The sequence below is a fragment of the Halomonas sp. 3A7M genome, from assembly GCF_014897875.1.
In the GTDB taxonomy this organism is placed as follows: Bacteria; Pseudomonadota; Gammaproteobacteria; order Pseudomonadales; family Halomonadaceae; genus Vreelandella.
The window spans coordinates 14,657-31,496 of record NZ_JABUZD010000145.1 but is presented as its reverse complement, the minus strand read 5'-3'; the positions used below and the strand labels follow the sequence as shown (position 1 = coordinate 31,496).

Genomic DNA, 16,840 nt, shown 5'->3' with positions numbered 1-16,840 from the left:
AGATAACGATGACCACATCCTTTGAACCCAAGCAGACACTCATATCACTTCGATACCACCATGGTGGCAAATCCACGCGTGCGCTTGGCGGTATTGCCCTGGGCTGTGCCCTGATGAGTTCGATGGTGCTGTTGCCTGCTCAGGCGGCACAGGCGCAAACAGTGGATGGACAGTCGCAACAGGCTGCTAGCCAACAGGCATACAACATCGAACCGGGGGCACTGGGCAGTGTATTGAGTCAGTTCGCTAGTCATGCGGGCGTTGTGTTGTCTTTTTCTGCTTATCTCACTGAAGACCTGCAAAGCGTTGGATTGCATGGACGTTATAGCGTGGAAGAGGGGTTTGCCCAGCTGCTTCAGGGCAGTGGTTTGAAAGTGGTCAAGCGGGGGCCTGCGGACTATGTCATGGAGAAAACGGGTAGCTCAGAAAACATGGTGTTAGATACCGTGGAAGTGGTGGGCAGCCGAATCGCTAGTGATGGTTATTTGGCCTTTAGCACCTCGGCAGGTAGCAAAACCGATACACCGCTGATAGAGCTTGCGCAAAGCATCAGTGTGGTCACCGCAGAGCAGCTTCGTGACCGCCAGCCGTCGTCCGTAGAGCAGGCGGTGGCCTACACGGCAGGGGTTCGAGTGGAAGCGTCGGGGATGGACCCGCGCTTTGACTTGATCTCGGTGAGGGGGTTTCCGACGGTATATCATGGCGATTTTCTTGATGGCTTGCGCCAACCCAATAGTGGCTGGCTCTCTTACTATTCCACCGTGCCCTATAACCTGGAACGCATTGAGGTGGTTAAAGGCCCCGATTCGATGCGCTATGGTCAGCTTTCACCCGGTGGGCTGGTGAACCGGGTCAGCAAGCGTCCGCAGGTGGATGCGACGAAGGAAGTGCAGCTGCAGGTCGGCAGTCATGACCACCTGCAAGGCCAGTTCGATGTGGGGGGAGATATAGGCAGCGATGTGCAGTACCGCATAGTGGGTGTTATGCGCGATGCACAAACAGATATCGAACAGGTGGATAATGACGTCACCTTGCTGGCGCCTACTCTCCATTGGCAGATGAGCGAACGTACCGACATTACCTTTATTACGCAGTATCAGGAGCGCCAGACCTCCGCCTCACCGCGCCCTTATCAGGATGGTGATAACTTGACCCATTTTTGGGCTGGCGATGAAGATTACGACAAGCTGGATCAACAGCAGTGGGCACTGGGCTATGAATTTAACCACCGTTGGAGTGACCAGCTGCAACTGCAGCAAAATGTACGCTACGGTCAGGTGGATGCCACCAATCAGTACCTTTCAGCAGGTACCTTAGCCGGTACAACGCTAAACCGCAGCAGTGTCGGCCTTTACGAAGAGATGGAGTCGCTTAGCACCGACACCCGGCTGATGGCGACCTTTGATCAGGGCGCGGTGGAGCACCAGGTGATGTTAGGCGTCGATTACGCCTATCTTGAGAACGATGTTATTTATGCGGGTGGCAGCGCGCCGTCGATCGATATCGACAACCCGGATTATAGTCAGCCTGTCGCTCAGCCGAGTAACGTTTGGACCAACGACAGTGGTAAAAACCATCGTAGAGGCCTTTATTTACAGGATCAGATTAAACTCGATAACTGGCGTTTGACCGCCGGTCTGCGTCGCGATTGGGTGCGGGACGAAACTCGCAACAACCTCACTGGTACTACTAGCGAAAGCCAAGATGAACAGAACACGTGGCGCTTTGGCGCACTTTACGCGTTCGATTCAGGGGTATCTCCGTACTTTAGCTATGCGCAGTCGTTCTTGCCTGAGAGCGGCACCGATGCAAGCGGCAATGACTTTGATCCCACCGAAGGTGAGCAGTTTGAGTTGGGGTTGAAATACCAGCCAGTGGGCAGCGAAGCGATGTTGACTGCGGCGATCTACCAGATTGATGAAACCAATCGTAAAACCACCGATCTCGACAATCCGCTGTTTCAAATCCAAACCGGAGAGGTGCGCACCCGTGGGTTGGAGCTTGAGGCTGTTGGGAATGTCACCGATAACCTGCGCATGACGGCAAGTTACAACTATAACCGCAGCGAAATCACCGTAGATAATGATGGCAACGAGGGGAGTGACTTGGCGAATACCCCACGCCATCTGGCGTCCCTTTGGGTGGATTATCGCGTTCCTGCGTTGGAGCGACTGCATCTTTCCGGTGGCGTGCGCTACACCGGAAGTGAGTACATTGATAACGCCAACAGCAATAAAAACGCTGGATACAGCCTGATTGATATGGCGGCTCACTATGATTTCGCGGGCTCTTTACAGGGAGTTCGTGCCAGCCTCAACGCCACTAACGTAACGGACGAAGAGCACATTTCCTGTGAGGGTATCTATTGCTATCGCGGTGCCGGGCGCAGCCTGATTGGCAGCCTCTCATACAAATGGTGATTAAGCCGTAGCATCGCGAGGACAACTAGTCATGCAATTATCCGTCAGAATATTAGTGTTTACCGGGCTGGCTTTAATGGCCGTATTAGGGCAAACAACGCATGCACATGCGTCGCCCGTTACGGCCGAACGTCAGGTGACCCTTGATCAGACGCTGGAATGGGCGATGCAAAACGAGCAAGGTGCCACCTATCGTATCCTGATCAGTAAACCGGAAGGCGAGGTGCCTGATAGCGGCGGTTACCCGGTGATTTATGTGTTGGATGGCAACGCTTATTTCGCTTCCTTGCATGAGGCTAAGCGGGCACAAGAGCAGTTTCGCCAAGCCATCATTGTTGGTATTGGTTATCCAGGAGAAGCGCCGCATAACTTTCTGCGACGCTCCTACGACTTATCTCCTCCGGTGGCAGAGGAACACAACGAACCACCTCAAGGAGGACAGGATGAACTGCTCGATTTTATCGAGCACAGCCTAATGCCAGCGGTTGCCGAGCGTTTCCCTGTGGATGCTAATCACCAGAGCCTTTATGGGCACTCGTTCGGCGGTATGTTTGCGATTTATGCCTTATTTACTCGGCCGGATCTGTTTAACCACATTGTCGCGGCCAGCCCCAGTCTCTGGTGGAACAATAGCTACCTGTTGAAACATGAACGCGACTTCAGGCAGCAGGTAGAAGCCGGAGAGGTAAATGTTATCCATCACAGCCTGTCATTGGCCGTGGCCGATAACGACTCTCTGCAGAACCAGCAGGATGCTAGCCAGCTATACCAGCGGATTGAAGCATTGTCGGCATACGGGTTGCGTAGCAGTTTTCACACCGTGGAGGGCGAAGATCATATGTCCGTTCCCTTTGTGCTGGAATCGCGGGTTCTCAAACAGCTTCTGGGCACTCGGGGCGGCTAATTGAGTGATTTAAGCGATCAAATACTTCCCTGGCAGTTGTTCAGCTAAAAACTCCATAAACAGTCGGGTGCGCTGGGAAAGCGTAGTTTGGCGGTAGTACACGGCATTGACCGCTTGGGTCTGCATTTCTATGCAATCGGGTAATACATCCACCAGTGTGCCGTTGCGACGGGGAGTGATGGTCATAAAGTCGGCGAGGCAGACAATACCTTCTCCTGCCATGGCCAGCTCTATTAGCGTACTTCCGCTGGAGGCCGCCAGCGTTGGAGTGATATGCAAGGGTTGGCCATCGGCGCGGCACAGAGGCCAGCGGTTGAGATGATCGAGCTGGCTGAAGCCTAGCAAACTGTGTTCTTGAAGGTCGTCGATGCTTTGCGGCGCGCCGTTGCGTTCAAAGTAGGCGGGGCTGGCCAGAAGACGCAGCGGGCTGTGGCCAAGGCGGCGGGCGTGTAGCGACGAGTCTTCTAGTTTGCCAATGCGGATGGCCAAATCAACCCGCTGCTCCAGTAGATCGATAAAGCGGTCATGGGTATCGAGTTCCAGCGTAATACCAGGGTAGCGTGCGCGGAACTCGCCAATCACCGGCACAATCACGAACTGCATAAAGCTGGGAGCGGCGTTGATCCGTAACCTGCCTTGCGGCTGATTGTGGCGATCCAGCATCGCTTCTTCGGCTTCTTCCACGGCGGCGAGAATACGGCGGCAATGGTTTAGGAATGTTTCTCCCTCTTCGGTCAGCTCCAGGCGACGCGTGGTTCTACGTAGCAGGGTAGCGCCGAGTTTTTGCTCCAGGCGGTTGAGCGCACGGCTAACCCCAGAAACGGTAATGTCAAGCCGTTCTGCAGCACCGGTGATTGAGCCGCTATCGACGACCGTCACAAAGGCCTGCTGTTCTTCAAGGGTGCTTTTCATTGAGTGCTGTTCATAGCGTTATCGGTTGCCTTAATGGCGAATACCCTGTTTGTTGATTTTAAATCAAAAGTGTCTTGCTGACGTGTCGCTATTTTTTCGCATGTTTTGAACTCACAATACCGTTCATTAAACGCCATGCAAAAGAGTATAAGCATGGATATCAGGCTATCATGAGAGGTTTTATTAATGAAAATTCTGCTGATTAATGGCGGTAAAGCGTTTGCACACTCTGGCGGTGAACTCAATAATACGCTGCACGGCGTGGCGGTAAGCACTCTGCAGGAAATGGGCTATCAGATACGCGAGACGGTGATTGATCAAGGCTATGATCTGAAGGCCGAGGTGCAGAATTACCTGTGGGCGGACACGATTGTGTATCAAATGCCTGGTTGGTGGATGGGCGCGCCCTGGATTGTGAAGCGCTACATTGATGAGGTGTTCACAGAAGGCCACGGCTCGCTTTACGCCAGCGATGGCCGTAGCCGCCAAGACCCGACCAAGCAGTACGGTAGTGGTGGCCTGCTGCAGGGACGTCGCTATATGTTGTCGTTAACCTGGAACGCGCCTTTGGAAGCGTTCGATGAACCGGATAACTTCTTCGAAGGGTGCGGTGTGGATGGTGTTTACTTCCCGTTCCACAAATCTCAGGAATTTATCGGCTTAGAAGCCCTGCCGACCTTTATCGCCAACGACGTAATGAAGGCTCCAGATGTAGCGCGCGACAAATCTGCCTATCGTAAGCACCTGCGCTGCGTACTTGGCTAGGTTTCGTCGGTTGATAGCTCTTACAAGCCCTAAGTACGACTCAATCTATAGCGCAGCTTTGGCAGTGTGCGCGCGACGGGCGGCAGGCGGGTTGCCATGACTAACGTGGCAATGGCGGCATACATGGCCCACTCTTGCATGTCGGCGCGCACCACCCAAAAGAAGTGCAGCAGTACCAGCCCTAAAATGACATAGGAAAATTTGTGTAACGGCTTCCAGCGTTTACCTAAACGGCGCATCGACCATTTGTTAGAGGTCGCCCCCAATACGGCAAGGCCGATCAGTGCGATCATGCCAACAATGATGTAGGGCCGTTTGACCAGCTCGCTACCCAACAGTGTCCAGTTAAGCCCTAGAATAAACAGCGCGTAGCTGAGCATATGCAGGGTGGCGTAGGCGAGTGTCCATAGACCAAGCTGACGGCGGATCAATGCAAAGCCTTTCCAGCGGGTGAGCTTGGCGAGCGGCGTAAGGCTTAGCGTGAGCAGCAGCATCCATAGCCCGCCAATGCCGATGTTTAGCAGCAGATAATTGCCTGGCTCGGGGCCTGCGGCGTTAATCGCTACCTGCCAGCCCCAGAACACCAGCGGCGCGAGCGCCGCCAGGAAAACGCCTACCCGCCACAGTAACCATACCCGTGGTGCAGCCATTAGTAGTGCTTCCTTAAATCCATACCAGCATATAGCTCGGCAACCTCGTCGGCATAGCCGTTGAACATCTGGGTATCAATGGTATTAGCGTTGAACAGGCTGTTGGGAAGCCGCCGCTCGGTGGCTTGGCTCCAGCGTGGGTGGTCAACTTGTGGGTTAACGTTGGCGTAGAAGCCATACTCATCGGCGGCGATTCGTTGCCAGGAATTGACCGGCTGCTCTTCCACCAGTGAGATACGCACAATCGATTTAATGCTTTTGAAGCCATACTTCCAGGGCACCACCAGCCGCAAGGGTGCGCCGTTTTGGTTGGGCAGTTCACGGCCATACATGCCCATGGCGAGCAGTGTTAGCGGGTTCATAGCCTCGTCTAGGCGTAAACCTTCCACATAAGGCCAGTCGATTATCGAGAACGAAGAGCGCTGGCCAGGCATTTGCTCTGGGTCCACCAGGGTTTCAAAGCGCACGTACTTGGCTTTGCTGGTGGGATCGGCACGTCGAATCACCTCCGCAAGGGGGATGCCAAGCCAGGGAATTACCATCGACCACGCCTCTACGCAGCGCAGGCGGTAAATGCGCTCTTCAAACTGCGCAGGCTTAGCGAAGTCTTCTAGGGCAAAGCGCCCGCCGTTATTCACTTCACCATCGACCACCACGCTCCAGGGCTGGGTTTCCAGGCTGCCTGCATGGCGGGCGGGGTCGCGTTTGTCGGTGCCAAACTCAAAAAAGTTGTTGTAGCCGCTGGCATCGTCAAAGGGGGCGATTTTATCTTTATCAGGGTCGCTGGGGGTGATCGCTCGCCATTGGGTGTCGCTGATTTTTTCCTTCAGCCAGGCTGGGGCATCGCCTTCCGGCACATCAGCATAATCTTCGTTGGCGCGGACGTGGCCGGAGAGGGCAAGCCCCGCGCCTAAGCCCGCCATGCCCCCCATAAAGCGCCGTCGGGAGAGGTAAATAGATTCCGGTGTTACATCGGATTCGTGTAAATCACTCGGTTTGGCTATCTTTATAAGCATGTGGTATCTCCACTCGCTATGGGGAAAGGGTGTGACTACTGTGACCAGTTTGCATGAGAGTTATCACAACCAACTCTCTAGGTTATTACGTATTTATAACGTTGGGGGGCGAGGGGGCGGTGGGTAACCGTATGCAGAACGATGCCCCGCCACTGGCTAGGTTTTCGACGCCGATATCACCGCCCTGAAGCGTCATGATTCTGCGCGCAATCGCTAGCCCTAGCCCTGCATGGCCAACGCCACTAGAGGTTTCGCCACGATAAAACGGGTCAAAGATATGCGGTAGATCCTGTTCCGCAATGCCTGGGCCGCTATCTTGTATGCAAACCTGTGGTTCTCCATTCATTTGACTAAGCACAACGTCGATTTGGCCGCCAGCGGGGCTGTAGGCAATGGCGTTGCTGATTAAGTTGTCCAGCACACGTTCGGTCATCGCTAGGTCGGCGTACGCGGTTGGCAGTGCTGGGTTGCCACTTAACGTTAGCGCCAAGTGGTTGTCGCGTGCAGCTTGGTCGTGCTTCTGCACCACGTCATGGACCAGCTCCGCTAGCGGGAAGGGTTCTGGCACCGGCTGTTTCTCTCTTGCCTCAAGGGCGGCAAGCTCGAAGAGCTCATCCACTAAGCGGCTTAACCGACGGCCCTCTTTGAGGGCAATGTCGAGAAAGCGATCTTGTTCTTGGGGGCTGAGACGATCACGTCTTAATTTCAGGCTTTCGATATAGCCTTGCATGGAGGCTAGCGGGGTGCGTAGGTCGTGGGATACCTGGGCGATCAAACGACGGCGCTGGGCATCTTTTTCTGTCAGTTGTTCGATCTGGGTGGCAATCCGGCGAGCCATGTCGTCGAAGGTAACGTCCAGATAGTCGATCTCGTCACGCACCACGGACTGTTTGTCGTGCCATCTGTTATCGAGTTGGGACTGGCTCATGTCGCTGTTCTCGAACGCTTCTACTCGCCGTGTTAATGATCTCAGGCGGCGAGTCAGCAGGCGGAAAATAGTCAGTCCTGCGAGCATCGCCACTGTTAGGCTGACCAGCAGCGCCCAGGCGCTCATTTCCAGTAGTTTGCCACCACGGGCCATGGTTTCCGCCGCGTCGTACTCTTCACCCCGTAACACGACATATAGATATCCTTCGGGGTTGTCTGCTGTTGGCACTGGGGTAACGGAAAAGACTTTCTGCCGGTCATGGCTGCGAGGGTCGTCGCCCAATATTGGATAAAGGCTCATGTCAGCCATCAGCCTGCGTATGGGGGCCATCGAGACTTGCTTGCGTTTAATCTTCGCTGGATCTGCTGAATAAGACAGAATGGTGCCATCCAGCCCTAGCAGGTAGATCTCGATGCTGGGATTAATGGCCATGTAGAGTGCGAACAGTTCTTCCAGGGCGCTACTATCAAGCTGCCCGTTGCTGACTAGGTTTCTGTCTGACACTAGATTTTTGGCCAGATTCTGGTGTAACGCCTGATTGACCGAAGCGTTGTATTCACGCAGCGAATAGAGGCTGATGAAGGTATATAGCAGGCCGACGACGAGCAATAACAGAAACAAGCCTAAGGCTAGCCGAGTATAGAGTGTTTTCAGCATAACTTATTCGCGGAAGCGATAGCCCACCCCCCAAACGGTTTGGATAAACACCGGGTCAGCGGGATCTGCTTCGATCTTGCCCCGTAAGCGGTTGATATGGGTATTGACGGTATGCTCGTAACCTTCGTGGCTGTAGCCCCACACAGTGTCGAGCAGTTGGATACGGCTGAATACCCGACCTGGGTGGCTGGCAAAGTGCCATAACAGGTCAAATTCCCGGGCGGTGAGTTCGACAGGCTGATCTTTTATAAACACCCGCCGACGCAGCGGATCAATGCGCAGCCCGTCGGTGATTAATTCTTGCTGGCTGGGTTGCGTGACGGTGGCAGATGCCATGGCATCTACGCGTCGGAACAAGGCTTTCACCCTTGCCGATAGTTCAGCCACACTGAAAGGCTTGGTGAGGTAATCATCCGCCCCCATTTCCAGACCTAGTACGCGATCAAGCTCCGTACTTTTGGCGGTTAGCATCAGTACCGGAACGTAACCTGGGCCGGAGCGAATTTCGCGGCAAATCGACAGCCCATCCAGGCCGGGCAGCATCAAGTCGAGAATTACTAGATCGATACCCCCTTCACGAAAACGTTCAAGCCCGGTATCACCCCGTTCACAAAGAACGGGGTTCATACCAAGCTCGGCCACATGCATGCGGACGAGCTCACCGATACCCGGGTTGTCCTCAATAATCAGTACGTTTCGTGTCATAGGTATCCCAGCTTTTGAGTGCTCAGATTAATAGTGTGGCAGAAGCTTATATGTCCTCGTCTTACATGTCCTCGTCTTGCATTTCCATGTCTTTCTCCATTTCCATGCCATCGTCAGACATGCTGTCATCATGCATATCCCCGTCCATAGAACCGTCCATGGAGTCGTCCATCGCGTCGGACATATCATCCATCGCCATATCGCTTTTTCCCATTGACTCATGCTCCATTGGCGCACTCTCCATAGACTGAGACATGTCGTCTTCCATCATGCCTTCTTCGGACATCATGTCATCGGCGTGGCTAGCCGTTGCCATTAGGCTAAATAAGCAGATGGCAGTGACTGTAGTAAGCTTATTCATAGAGGTCTCTCCCCAAGATTTAAGCCTGCCTAACTGACAGGTTCAAAATCTAGCCTAGATGCTCACCATCACAGGCGGGTCACGGGGTGATAAAGAGTGTATCGCGCAAAGTTCACAAATGTGTCACGGGGACTCTAACGATAGGGCGATGTTTGTAATAACGCTTCCCCTTATTTCAACAAGTGTGTTTCAGCAAGGAGAGCGCTCATGGCCACTACACGCCGTAAACTCATGTCGTTAATTGAGCAGGGAGTGATACCTCCTGAACAAGTGCCGTTAGCGGTTAAGGTGGCGGGACTACATCCGTCGCCCCACGCCTGGGCACTGTTGATTGACCGGCTGCTGCTGTGGCTGGGTGGCTTGGCACTGGCTTGCGCGGTGCTGTTTTTCGTGGCTTTCAATTGGTCGGACATGGGCCGCCTGCCACGCTTTGCGTTAGTGCAGGCCGCGTTGGTGTTGGCGGCAGGCATAGCGGTGTGGGGTAGCGCGAGCGTGATGCTTTTTCGCGTGGCGTTAGCCGCGGCGTTTCTGTTGATAGGCGTACTACTGGCGCTGGTTGGTCAGGTTTACCAAACGGGTGCTGACCCATGGCAGCTGTTTTTCCTTTGGTGCCTGCTTAGTTTGCCGTTGGTATGGATCGCTCGTTTTGATGCCCTTTGGGTGGCATGGCTAGGACTTTTGAACCTATCAGTGTGGCTGTATAGCAGCACTTGGGGCGGCATTTTAGGCAGTGTGTTCTTGGCTGATAATGCCGGTTTATGGGGGCTGGTGCTGATCAACTTAGCGGCTCAAGTCGTCTGGGAGTGGGGCGTGCAGCGCCGAGGTTGGCCGGGGCGTTGGGCAATTTGTTTGTTGGCGCTGGGTAGCGGCGTGCCGCTGACGCTACTGATGATGGCGTGGGTGAGTGGGGAAACGCATGCGTTGACACCGATTGTGGCGGTTTACCCCGTGTGGTTGGCAGTGCTGTATGGCGTTTATCGTCAGTGGCGGCTTGAGCTATTTATGTTGGCAGGGGGCTGCGTCTCGCTGATAGCGGTGGTCACATTGCTACTCGCACGCTACGTATTATGGGAAGGCCAATGGAATGAAGGCGGCTTGCTGTTGCTGGCAGGTGCGGTCTTTGCCATGGGGGCGGCAGCGGTGATGTGGCTGAAGCGATTAAACGCGGAGGAGGCGTCATGAGTCAGTCTATGAGTACGTTAAAGCAGCGATTAACTCAGGCTGGCATTGCGCTAAATGAGCCTTCATCTACAACGCCGCTGGAATCACCCTGGTTTGTGCGGGTTCTGCAGGCGTTTTCCGGCTGGTTAGCAGCGCTGTTTCTGTTGGGCTTTATTGCCACGGCAGTGGTATTTGTACTGGAAAGCTCAGTGGCTTCTCTTGTCGTAGGCAGCCTGTTGATTGGCGGGGCATTTGCGCTACTACGCGCCGCACGAAGCGATGTGTTGGAGCACATGGCGCTGGCGTTTAGCTTAGCTGGGCAATTATTAGTAGCCTGGCCAGCGGTCGAGATGTGGGGTGTTTCCGCAAGCCTATGGTGGGTACTGCTGGCGCTACAGTGCTCGCTGGCGCTGATCATGCCGAGCCAGGTTCACCGCAGTATGTCGGCGTTTTTAGCAAGTTTAGCGTTAACGATGGCGTTGGCAGCCAATGGACTGGCACCGGTGGCGATTGGCATGGTGGTGCTGGTGCTGACACTGCTCTGGTTGAATGAATGTCGTTGGCCTGGGCGCATAGGGGCGGTTCAGGCATGGGGGGCTGGCCTGTTAATGGGAGTGTTGGTGCTTCAAGGGCAGGCGTACTCTAACCAGCTTGCCTGGCTTTACGATTCAGACGCTCAGTGGTTTGACCCATGGCTTGCCAGTTGGCTGAGCACTGCTTTGGTGGCGTTGGCCTTAGTGTGCGTTATTCATCAGGCATTTCGTCAGCATTCTCAGCCTGCCATTGTGCAACGCTTGGTGATTTATGGCGCAGTCGCGCTAGTGGCGGTGGTATCAGTGTATATGCCGGGGCTTGGCGCTGGGGTTACCGTACTATTGCTCGGATTTACGCTTGGTCACCGGGTGCTGATGGGAAGCGGTATTTTGTTACTACTGATGGCGGCTAGTAATTATTACTACTGGCTGGAGGTGACGCTGTTGATGAAATCACTCATGTTGCTGGCAATGGGGGCGTTGCTGTTATCCATTCGCTGGGGACTGAAGCGTTGGTGGCTAAACCGATGGTTAACAGTGCATAAGCCCATGCCGCTAGGAGATGCTAATGAGCCGTAACGTGAAGCGAAACCGCTGGATAGTCATTGTTGCCACTGCTGTTGTGCTAGCGGTGGTTAACTGGGCCATTTGGCAGAAAGAGCATCACCTGGCCGAAGGTGAGATTGTTTATTTGGAGCTTGCTCCGGTTGATCCGCGCTCGTTAATGCAGGGTGACTACATGGCGCTAAGCTTTGCCTTGGCTAACCGTATTCGTATGCAGCGTGCAATTGATCGCCACGAAGAGGCGGATGGAAATGCCATGCAAACGGCAGCCAATGACAGCGTGGTGGTTCGTTTGGATGAAGCATCAATCGCCCACTTCCAACGCTTGGATGATGGCACGCCGCTAGGCGATGACGAAAGACGCTTACGCTACCGGTTGCGCAATGGGAACGTGCGCTTTGCTACGGATGCATTTTTCTTTCAGGAAGGCCACGCTGAGCGTTTTGAGCTCGCCCGTTATGGTCAGTTTCGAGTCAACGAGCACGGCGAGCTGCTACTAGTCGCGCTATATGACGAAGAACTCAAGGCGCTGGGCGAAATGGAGCGGTGATGCGTGTATTAGCGTTCCATTCCAATGGCTGCGTATCGTTCGGCAAGAAAGTCTAACAGTGCTCTGACAGAGGGCAGCAAGCCTCGACGGGAAGGATAAACCGCATGAATAACTTCCCGTCGAGGCTCCCATTCAGGCACTACTTGCACTAGCTTATTTGAGGCCAACGAATCGCCTAGCATTAAACTTGGAAGTTGCACCACACCAACGCCAGCCAGTGCTGCTCTATAAAGTGCGGTCATATCAGTGGTAATAAACCGTGGCGAATGCTCAATTTGGCACTCTTCACCGTCGCGTTGAAGGTGCCAAGTGTGAGCTTCCTCTGGCCTTGCTCTGCTTAGACTAGGCAGTTTGCTAAGATCGTTGGGCGTTGATGGCATGCCGTGTTGTTCAATCAGTATTGGGCTTGCTACCAAGCATTGCCCGCGATCCGATAGTACCTTCAGAACAAGCTCGCTATCTTCTAAAGGAAAGGGGCGGGCGCGGAGTGAAATGTCAAAACCCTCAACAAACGGGTCAATACGGCGGTTAGTTCCTTCCAGATGTATCAGGACATCTGGGTAGAGCACCATGAAATCAGCCAGTATTGCACTGACGTGAAAGCTCAATAGCCCCGTGGGACAACTGATGCGGATGGTACCGCAGGGCACTTGTTGGGTTTCTTCGATGAACTGCTGGGCCGCTTCAGCTTCCACTAGCATGGCTTTGCAGTGCTGGTAGTAGCGTTGGCCAATATCAGTGAGTGTTAGGTGGCGGGTCGAACGGTGCAACAAGCGCACGTTAAGCTGACTTTCTAACTCTCCCACTCGTCTGCTTAATTTTGATTTGGCAATGCCCAGCGCACGGCCCGCTGGAGAAAACCCTCCATGGTCGACTACCTTCACAAAATAATAAAGATCATTCAGATTAGGGGGCGTCATGTGTTCTCCCTGTGCAACGCTGTGTCTTAATTTTCTATCTAATCATCGAGTCAGCGAACTACTAAACTCTGTATGGCATGCGCAAGAGCTGTTGGATCTGTGTTTTCCAAAAGCCCACTCAGGCTAATAGATAAAGGAGTATGTCATGGCTAACCCCTATGTTCGTCTCGATAAAGATAACGCTGCCGTTCTTTTAGTAGATCACCAAACTGGGCTGTTGTCCTTAGTTCGTGATATTGACCCTGATCGGTTCAAAAATAACGTACTGGCGCTTGCTGACTTGGCGAAATACTTTGGTCTGCCAACGATTCTTACCACAAGCTTCGAAGATGGGCCTAATGGGCCGCTGGTACCTGAATTAAAAGAGATGTTTCCAGAGGCGCCTTACATCGCACGCCCTGGACAAATTAATGCCTGGGATAACGAGGACTTCGTAAAAGCGGTTAAGGCGACGGGTAAGAAACAGCTGATTATTGCGGGCGTGGTGACCGAGGTATGTGTGGCTTTCCCGGCGCTTTCCGCACTTGAAGAAGAGTTTGATGTGTTCGTGATCACCGATGCATCGGGGACCTTTAACGAACTTACCCGTGATGCTGCTTGGGACCGCATGAGTAGCGCCGGTGCCCAGTTAATGACCTGGTTTGGTGCTGCCTGCGAACTTCATCGTGATTGGAGAAATGATATTGAAGGCCTAGGGGCGCTCTTTTCTAATCATATCCCCGACTATCGCAACTTAATGAATAGCTACAGCACTTTGACACAATCCTCTGATAAGAAGTAAACCATGCTCATGACTGGGGGCAGGTAGGCCCCTGGTCATTGCTTGCAAGGATGGCATTAATCCGTTGTCCATCAATTATGGAATACCACCATGCCCCCTGAACATAGTGCAGAGTCACCCGAAGAGTCCGGTGCGCTAACACTGAAGATATGTCATCGCGTGAAACCCGAGGCGCGGGCTGAGTATGAAGCATGGTTAAAAAAAATCATCCATGTGGCGGGTCAGTATCCTGGTCATCTTGGCGTGCATATTCTTCGTCCTGCTGAGGGGCACCATGATTATGAAATAGCGCTTAGGTTTGCCTCCCATGCTGAAGCCGGGAGATGGCTTGAGTCTGCCGAACGAAAGGCGTTGATCAATGATGCGTTACCGGCCTTTCGGGAAGAGGAAGTCATCCAGATTCAAAGCGGTATCGATTACTGGTTCTCGCCACCTAATGCACCTGTTAACAAACAGCCTGTGCGCTGGAAGCAGTGGCTTGTTACAACCTCGGTTATCTGGCCTCTCACCATGTTGGTTCCGTTTCTTTGGGGGCCGCTTTTCGCGTTATTTCCCTGGTTGAATACATGGGGTATTCGCCACGGTGTTGTTGCTGCCAGCGTGGTCGGGCTGGTGGTCTATGTGGTGATGCCCCGTGTGGTGCGTCTAGTCGCGTCATGGATGTTTCGCTGATATCTATTAAGTTATAGCAATAGGCCCTTGGCTGGGTAACGTGCAATATAAGAAGGAGAAGGCGATGTCTGATACACCTGCAAGCCCCTTTACCATTGAACATGAAACCAGCGATACCAAGGGACGCTATGTGCTCGCTTAACGAGTATTCGACACTTTCCTGCCTCTCACTTCTGGAGAAATTCCTATGAGCTGGATGCCCGATATTGAGCCTAAATGTCCTTCCGCAGGCAACCTACACGATATTGAAACACTGATCGTACCTCGTGCACACGACCTAGGTGGCTTTGAGGTACGACGTGCGCTTCCCGCGCCCAAGCGCCAGATGGTTGGCCCGTTTATTTTTTTTGATCAGATGGGGCCCGCTGAATTTCTTAGAGAGGATGGTATCGATGTTCGTCCTCATCCCCATATTGGACTTGCTACGGTCACTTACTTGTACCAGGGAGAGTTCCAGCATCGGGACAGTCTGGGGACTAATCAGATGATTCATCCTGGGGCGGTTAATTGGATGGTTGCTGGTAATGGCGTGACCCATTCCGAGCGTACTAGCCCCGCTACACGTCAGAATAAGCACTCCCTGTTTGGTATTCAGACGTGGGTGGCATTGCCTGAAGCATACGAAGATAAACCCGCCAGCTTTGCGCACCATGGGCAGGAGACATTGCCGCTGCTTAAAGGTGAGGGTAAAGAGGTTCGTTTGATTCTGGGTACGGCATGGGGTGAACAGGCGCCTGTACAGACCTTTTCGGAGATGTTCTATGCGGATGCAGTTCTCCAGCCAGGTGCTAAGCTTCCTTTGCCAGATGGCCACGAAGACCGTGGGCTCTATGTAACGTCGGGTAGCGTTAGTATTGCAGGGGATATCTTTGATGCGGGACAAATGATGGTTTTCCGCCCGGGTGACCCCATTACCGTAACTGCGGGCGAAAGCGGAGCTCGGCTAATGCTGCTCGGCGGCGAAACGCTCAATGGACCACGCTATATCTCCTGGAACTTCGTGGCGTCTTCCCGGGAAAAATTAGCGGCTGCTAAGCAGGCGTGGATGGAAGGTGACTTCGAGCATGGGCGATTTAAATTGCCGCCGGGGGACGATGAAGAATTCATTCCTTTTCCAGACCAGCAGCGTAATTAATTCGTAGCGGAAGGGCTGGCTATTAAGCCAGCCCAATTGTTACTTCAATAGTAATTACTTCAACAGTAGCTGCTTGAAAAGTTGCTGCTTAAATAGCGACGTCATTAGCTTGGCATGTGGCCAAAGCGGCCGTTGTTAAAGTCTTCTATCGCTTCAATGATGTCACGTTCGCTATTCATCACAAACGGCCCATGACCTACCACTGGCTCATTGAGCGGCTCGCCACTCAGCAGCAACAGGGTTGCGTCATTATTGGCTTCAAGTGTCAGCGCGTCACCCGCTCTTGAAAGCTCGGCTACTTGCGCGTCACGCAGTACCTCTTCGCCATTGACTTGAACCGTCCCTTTTAGCACGACCAGCAGGGTTGTCCATCCATCCGGCTGCGTCAGCGTGGTTGTCTGGCCACCGTTTAGTCGCACATCCCATACGTTCATCGGTGAGAACGTCTGTGCTGGGCCCGCGTGGGCCTTACGGTTGTCATCTATATAGCTGCCGGCGATCACGCGGACGCTCCCAGCTTGATCAGGTAGCGCTGCCACAGGAATCTGGGCATTAAAAATTGCCTGATAGCCTGGCGTCGCCATTTTGTCTTTAGCGGGTAAGTTTACCCACAGCTGAACCATCTCTAGTGTACCGCCTTGCTCTGTAAACGCGGGCGAATGAAACTCATCGTGCAGGATACCCGCACCCGCCGTCATCCACTGCACGTCGCCTGGGCCAATTACGCCGCCTTTGCCCGTTGAGTCGCGGTGCGCCACTTCTCCTTGGTAGACAATCGTGACGGTTTCAAACCCGCGGTGCGGGTGTTGCCCGACACCACGTGGCCGCGTGGTGGGAGTAAAGTCGGCGGGCCCAGCATAGTCCAGTAACAAAAAGGGACTCAACTGCTCGGAGCGTGGGCCATAGGAGAACAGCGAACGCGCCGGAAAGCCGTCACCCACCCAGTGAGGGCGTGGAGCGCTGGTAACACCTACTAACTTTTTCATCGTTTCTCCTTAAAGAGTACGTTGCTGGTTAAGAAGGGTACGTGTTAAGTGAAGCATGTAATAGATAGTGCAACTGAGACTCAGTGTTGCAGTGTTGGAACACTAGATGCTTGCTGGATTGAAGAACGTCGTCTGTACTTTGCTCAACCACTGGCATGGATGCACTGTGTTCAGCGCAGGGCTGGCGGTTTTATTGCCAGTTAGTGGCTGGTTGTTTGGC

At 53.6% G+C, this 16,840-nt stretch carries 17 protein-coding genes; 9 read left to right on the top strand and 8 right to left on the bottom strand.

Annotated elements, in window-relative coordinates; all coding sequences use genetic code 11:
- Positions 1–8 precede the first annotated feature (8 nt).
- Together INT19_RS12495 and INT19_RS12490 are read left to right on the top strand one after the other, a co-directional pair.
- Entirely contained in the window at positions 9–2,420 is a 2,412-nt protein-coding gene (locus INT19_RS12495) for a TonB-dependent siderophore receptor (protein ID WP_226912520.1), read from the top strand.
- Positions 2,421–2,451: 31 nt separating this feature from the next.
- Entirely contained in the window at positions 2,452–3,324 is an 873-nt protein-coding gene (locus INT19_RS12490; RefSeq protein ID WP_193060987.1) for an alpha/beta hydrolase, read from the top strand.
- Positions 3,325–3,333: 9 nt separating this feature from the next.
- Here the strand turns inward: INT19_RS12490 and INT19_RS12485 are convergent, their stop codons facing one another.
- Positions 3,334–4,236: a LysR substrate-binding domain-containing protein gene (locus INT19_RS12485; RefSeq protein WP_193060986.1), complete on the bottom strand. Its 903-nt coding sequence runs from the start codon at positions 4,234–4,236 to the stop codon at positions 3,334–3,336.
- A 186-nt stretch (positions 4,237–4,422) separates the two neighbouring features.
- Here INT19_RS12485 and INT19_RS12480 point away from each other — a divergent pair, with 186 nt between their 5' ends.
- Entirely contained in the window at positions 4,423–5,001 is a 579-nt protein-coding gene (locus tag INT19_RS12480) for an NAD(P)H-dependent oxidoreductase (protein ID WP_193060985.1), read from the top strand.
- Positions 5,002–5,030: 29 nt separating this feature from the next.
- Here the strand turns inward: INT19_RS12480 and msrQ are convergent, their stop codons facing one another.
- The 5 genes from msrQ to INT19_RS12455 all read right to left on the bottom strand — a co-directional run bounded on the left by msrQ (position 5,031) and on the right by INT19_RS12455 (position 9,318).
- Positions 5,031–5,651, bottom strand: coding sequence for a protein-methionine-sulfoxide reductase heme-binding subunit MsrQ (gene msrQ, locus INT19_RS12475; protein ID WP_193060984.1), 621 nt, complete (start codon positions 5,649–5,651; stop codon positions 5,031–5,033).
- Positions 5,651–6,667, bottom strand: a complete 1,017-nt coding sequence (gene msrP, locus INT19_RS12470; RefSeq protein ID WP_193060983.1) for a protein-methionine-sulfoxide reductase catalytic subunit MsrP — start codon at positions 6,665–6,667, stop codon at positions 5,651–5,653. Before msrP ends, msrQ begins: the two co-directional genes overlap by 1 nt.
- Before the next feature lie 85 nt (positions 6,668–6,752).
- Positions 6,753–8,252, bottom strand: coding sequence for a sensor histidine kinase (locus INT19_RS12465; protein ID WP_193060982.1), 1,500 nt, complete (start codon positions 8,250–8,252; stop codon positions 6,753–6,755).
- Between the two features lie 3 nt (positions 8,253–8,255).
- The gene (locus tag INT19_RS12460; RefSeq protein WP_193060981.1) at positions 8,256–8,957 is read right to left on the bottom strand and encodes a response regulator transcription factor; all 702 of its coding nucleotides are present in this window, start codon (positions 8,955–8,957) and stop codon (positions 8,256–8,258) included.
- Positions 8,958–9,018: 61 nt separating this feature from the next.
- Positions 9,019–9,318, bottom strand: coding sequence for a hypothetical protein (locus INT19_RS12455; RefSeq protein WP_193060980.1), 300 nt, complete (start codon positions 9,316–9,318; stop codon positions 9,019–9,021).
- Between the two features lie 207 nt (positions 9,319–9,525).
- On the opposite strand from INT19_RS12455, the gene INT19_RS12450 reads away from it, so the two are divergent.
- The 3 genes from INT19_RS12450 to INT19_RS12440 are packed head-to-tail and all read left to right on the top strand — an operon-like array spanning position 9,526 to position 12,126.
- Complete coding sequence (locus INT19_RS12450; RefSeq protein WP_193060979.1) at positions 9,526–10,500, top strand: DUF2157 domain-containing protein; 975 nt, start codon at positions 9,526–9,528, stop codon at positions 10,498–10,500.
- Positions 10,497–11,591 (top strand): DUF4401 domain-containing protein, encoded by a 1,095-nt coding sequence (locus tag INT19_RS12445; protein ID WP_193060978.1) that lies wholly within the window; start codon positions 10,497–10,499, stop codon positions 11,589–11,591. The genes INT19_RS12450 and INT19_RS12445 overlap by 4 nt, the downstream gene beginning before the upstream one ends.
- Complete coding sequence (locus INT19_RS12440; protein ID WP_193060977.1) at positions 11,581–12,126, top strand: GDYXXLXY domain-containing protein; 546 nt, start codon at positions 11,581–11,583, stop codon at positions 12,124–12,126. Before INT19_RS12445 ends, INT19_RS12440 begins: the two co-directional genes overlap by 11 nt.
- Positions 12,127–12,134: 8 nt before the next feature.
- Here INT19_RS12440 and INT19_RS12435 read toward each other — a convergent pair whose 3' ends face one another.
- On the bottom strand, positions 12,135–13,046 hold the full coding sequence (locus INT19_RS12435) for a LysR family transcriptional regulator (RefSeq protein ID WP_193060976.1): 912 nt from the start codon (positions 13,044–13,046) through the stop codon (positions 12,135–12,137).
- Between the two features lie 145 nt (positions 13,047–13,191).
- Between INT19_RS12435 and ycaC the strand changes: the two genes are divergently transcribed.
- The 3 genes from ycaC to INT19_RS12420 all read left to right on the top strand — a co-directional run bounded on the left by ycaC (position 13,192) and on the right by INT19_RS12420 (position 15,634).
- A complete protein-coding gene (ycaC, locus tag INT19_RS12430) occupies positions 13,192–13,827 on the top strand; it encodes an isochorismate family cysteine hydrolase YcaC (RefSeq protein ID WP_193060975.1) in 636 nt (211 codons plus the stop codon).
- A 90-nt stretch (positions 13,828–13,917) separates the two neighbouring features.
- Positions 13,918–14,499 carry an antibiotic biosynthesis monooxygenase gene (locus INT19_RS12425; RefSeq protein ID WP_193060974.1) on the top strand — a complete coding sequence of 194 codons (582 nt, stop codon included), beginning with the start codon at positions 13,918–13,920 and terminating at the stop codon, positions 14,497–14,499.
- A gap of 187 nt (positions 14,500–14,686) precedes the next feature.
- Complete coding sequence (locus INT19_RS12420) at positions 14,687–15,634, top strand: pirin family protein (protein WP_193060973.1); 948 nt, start codon at positions 14,687–14,689, stop codon at positions 15,632–15,634.
- A gap of 104 nt (positions 15,635–15,738) precedes the next feature.
- Here the strand turns inward: INT19_RS12420 and INT19_RS12415 are convergent, their stop codons facing one another.
- Positions 15,739–16,620, bottom strand: coding sequence for a pirin family protein (locus INT19_RS12415; protein WP_193060972.1), 882 nt, complete (start codon positions 16,618–16,620; stop codon positions 15,739–15,741).
- Positions 16,621–16,840 lie beyond the last annotated feature (220 nt).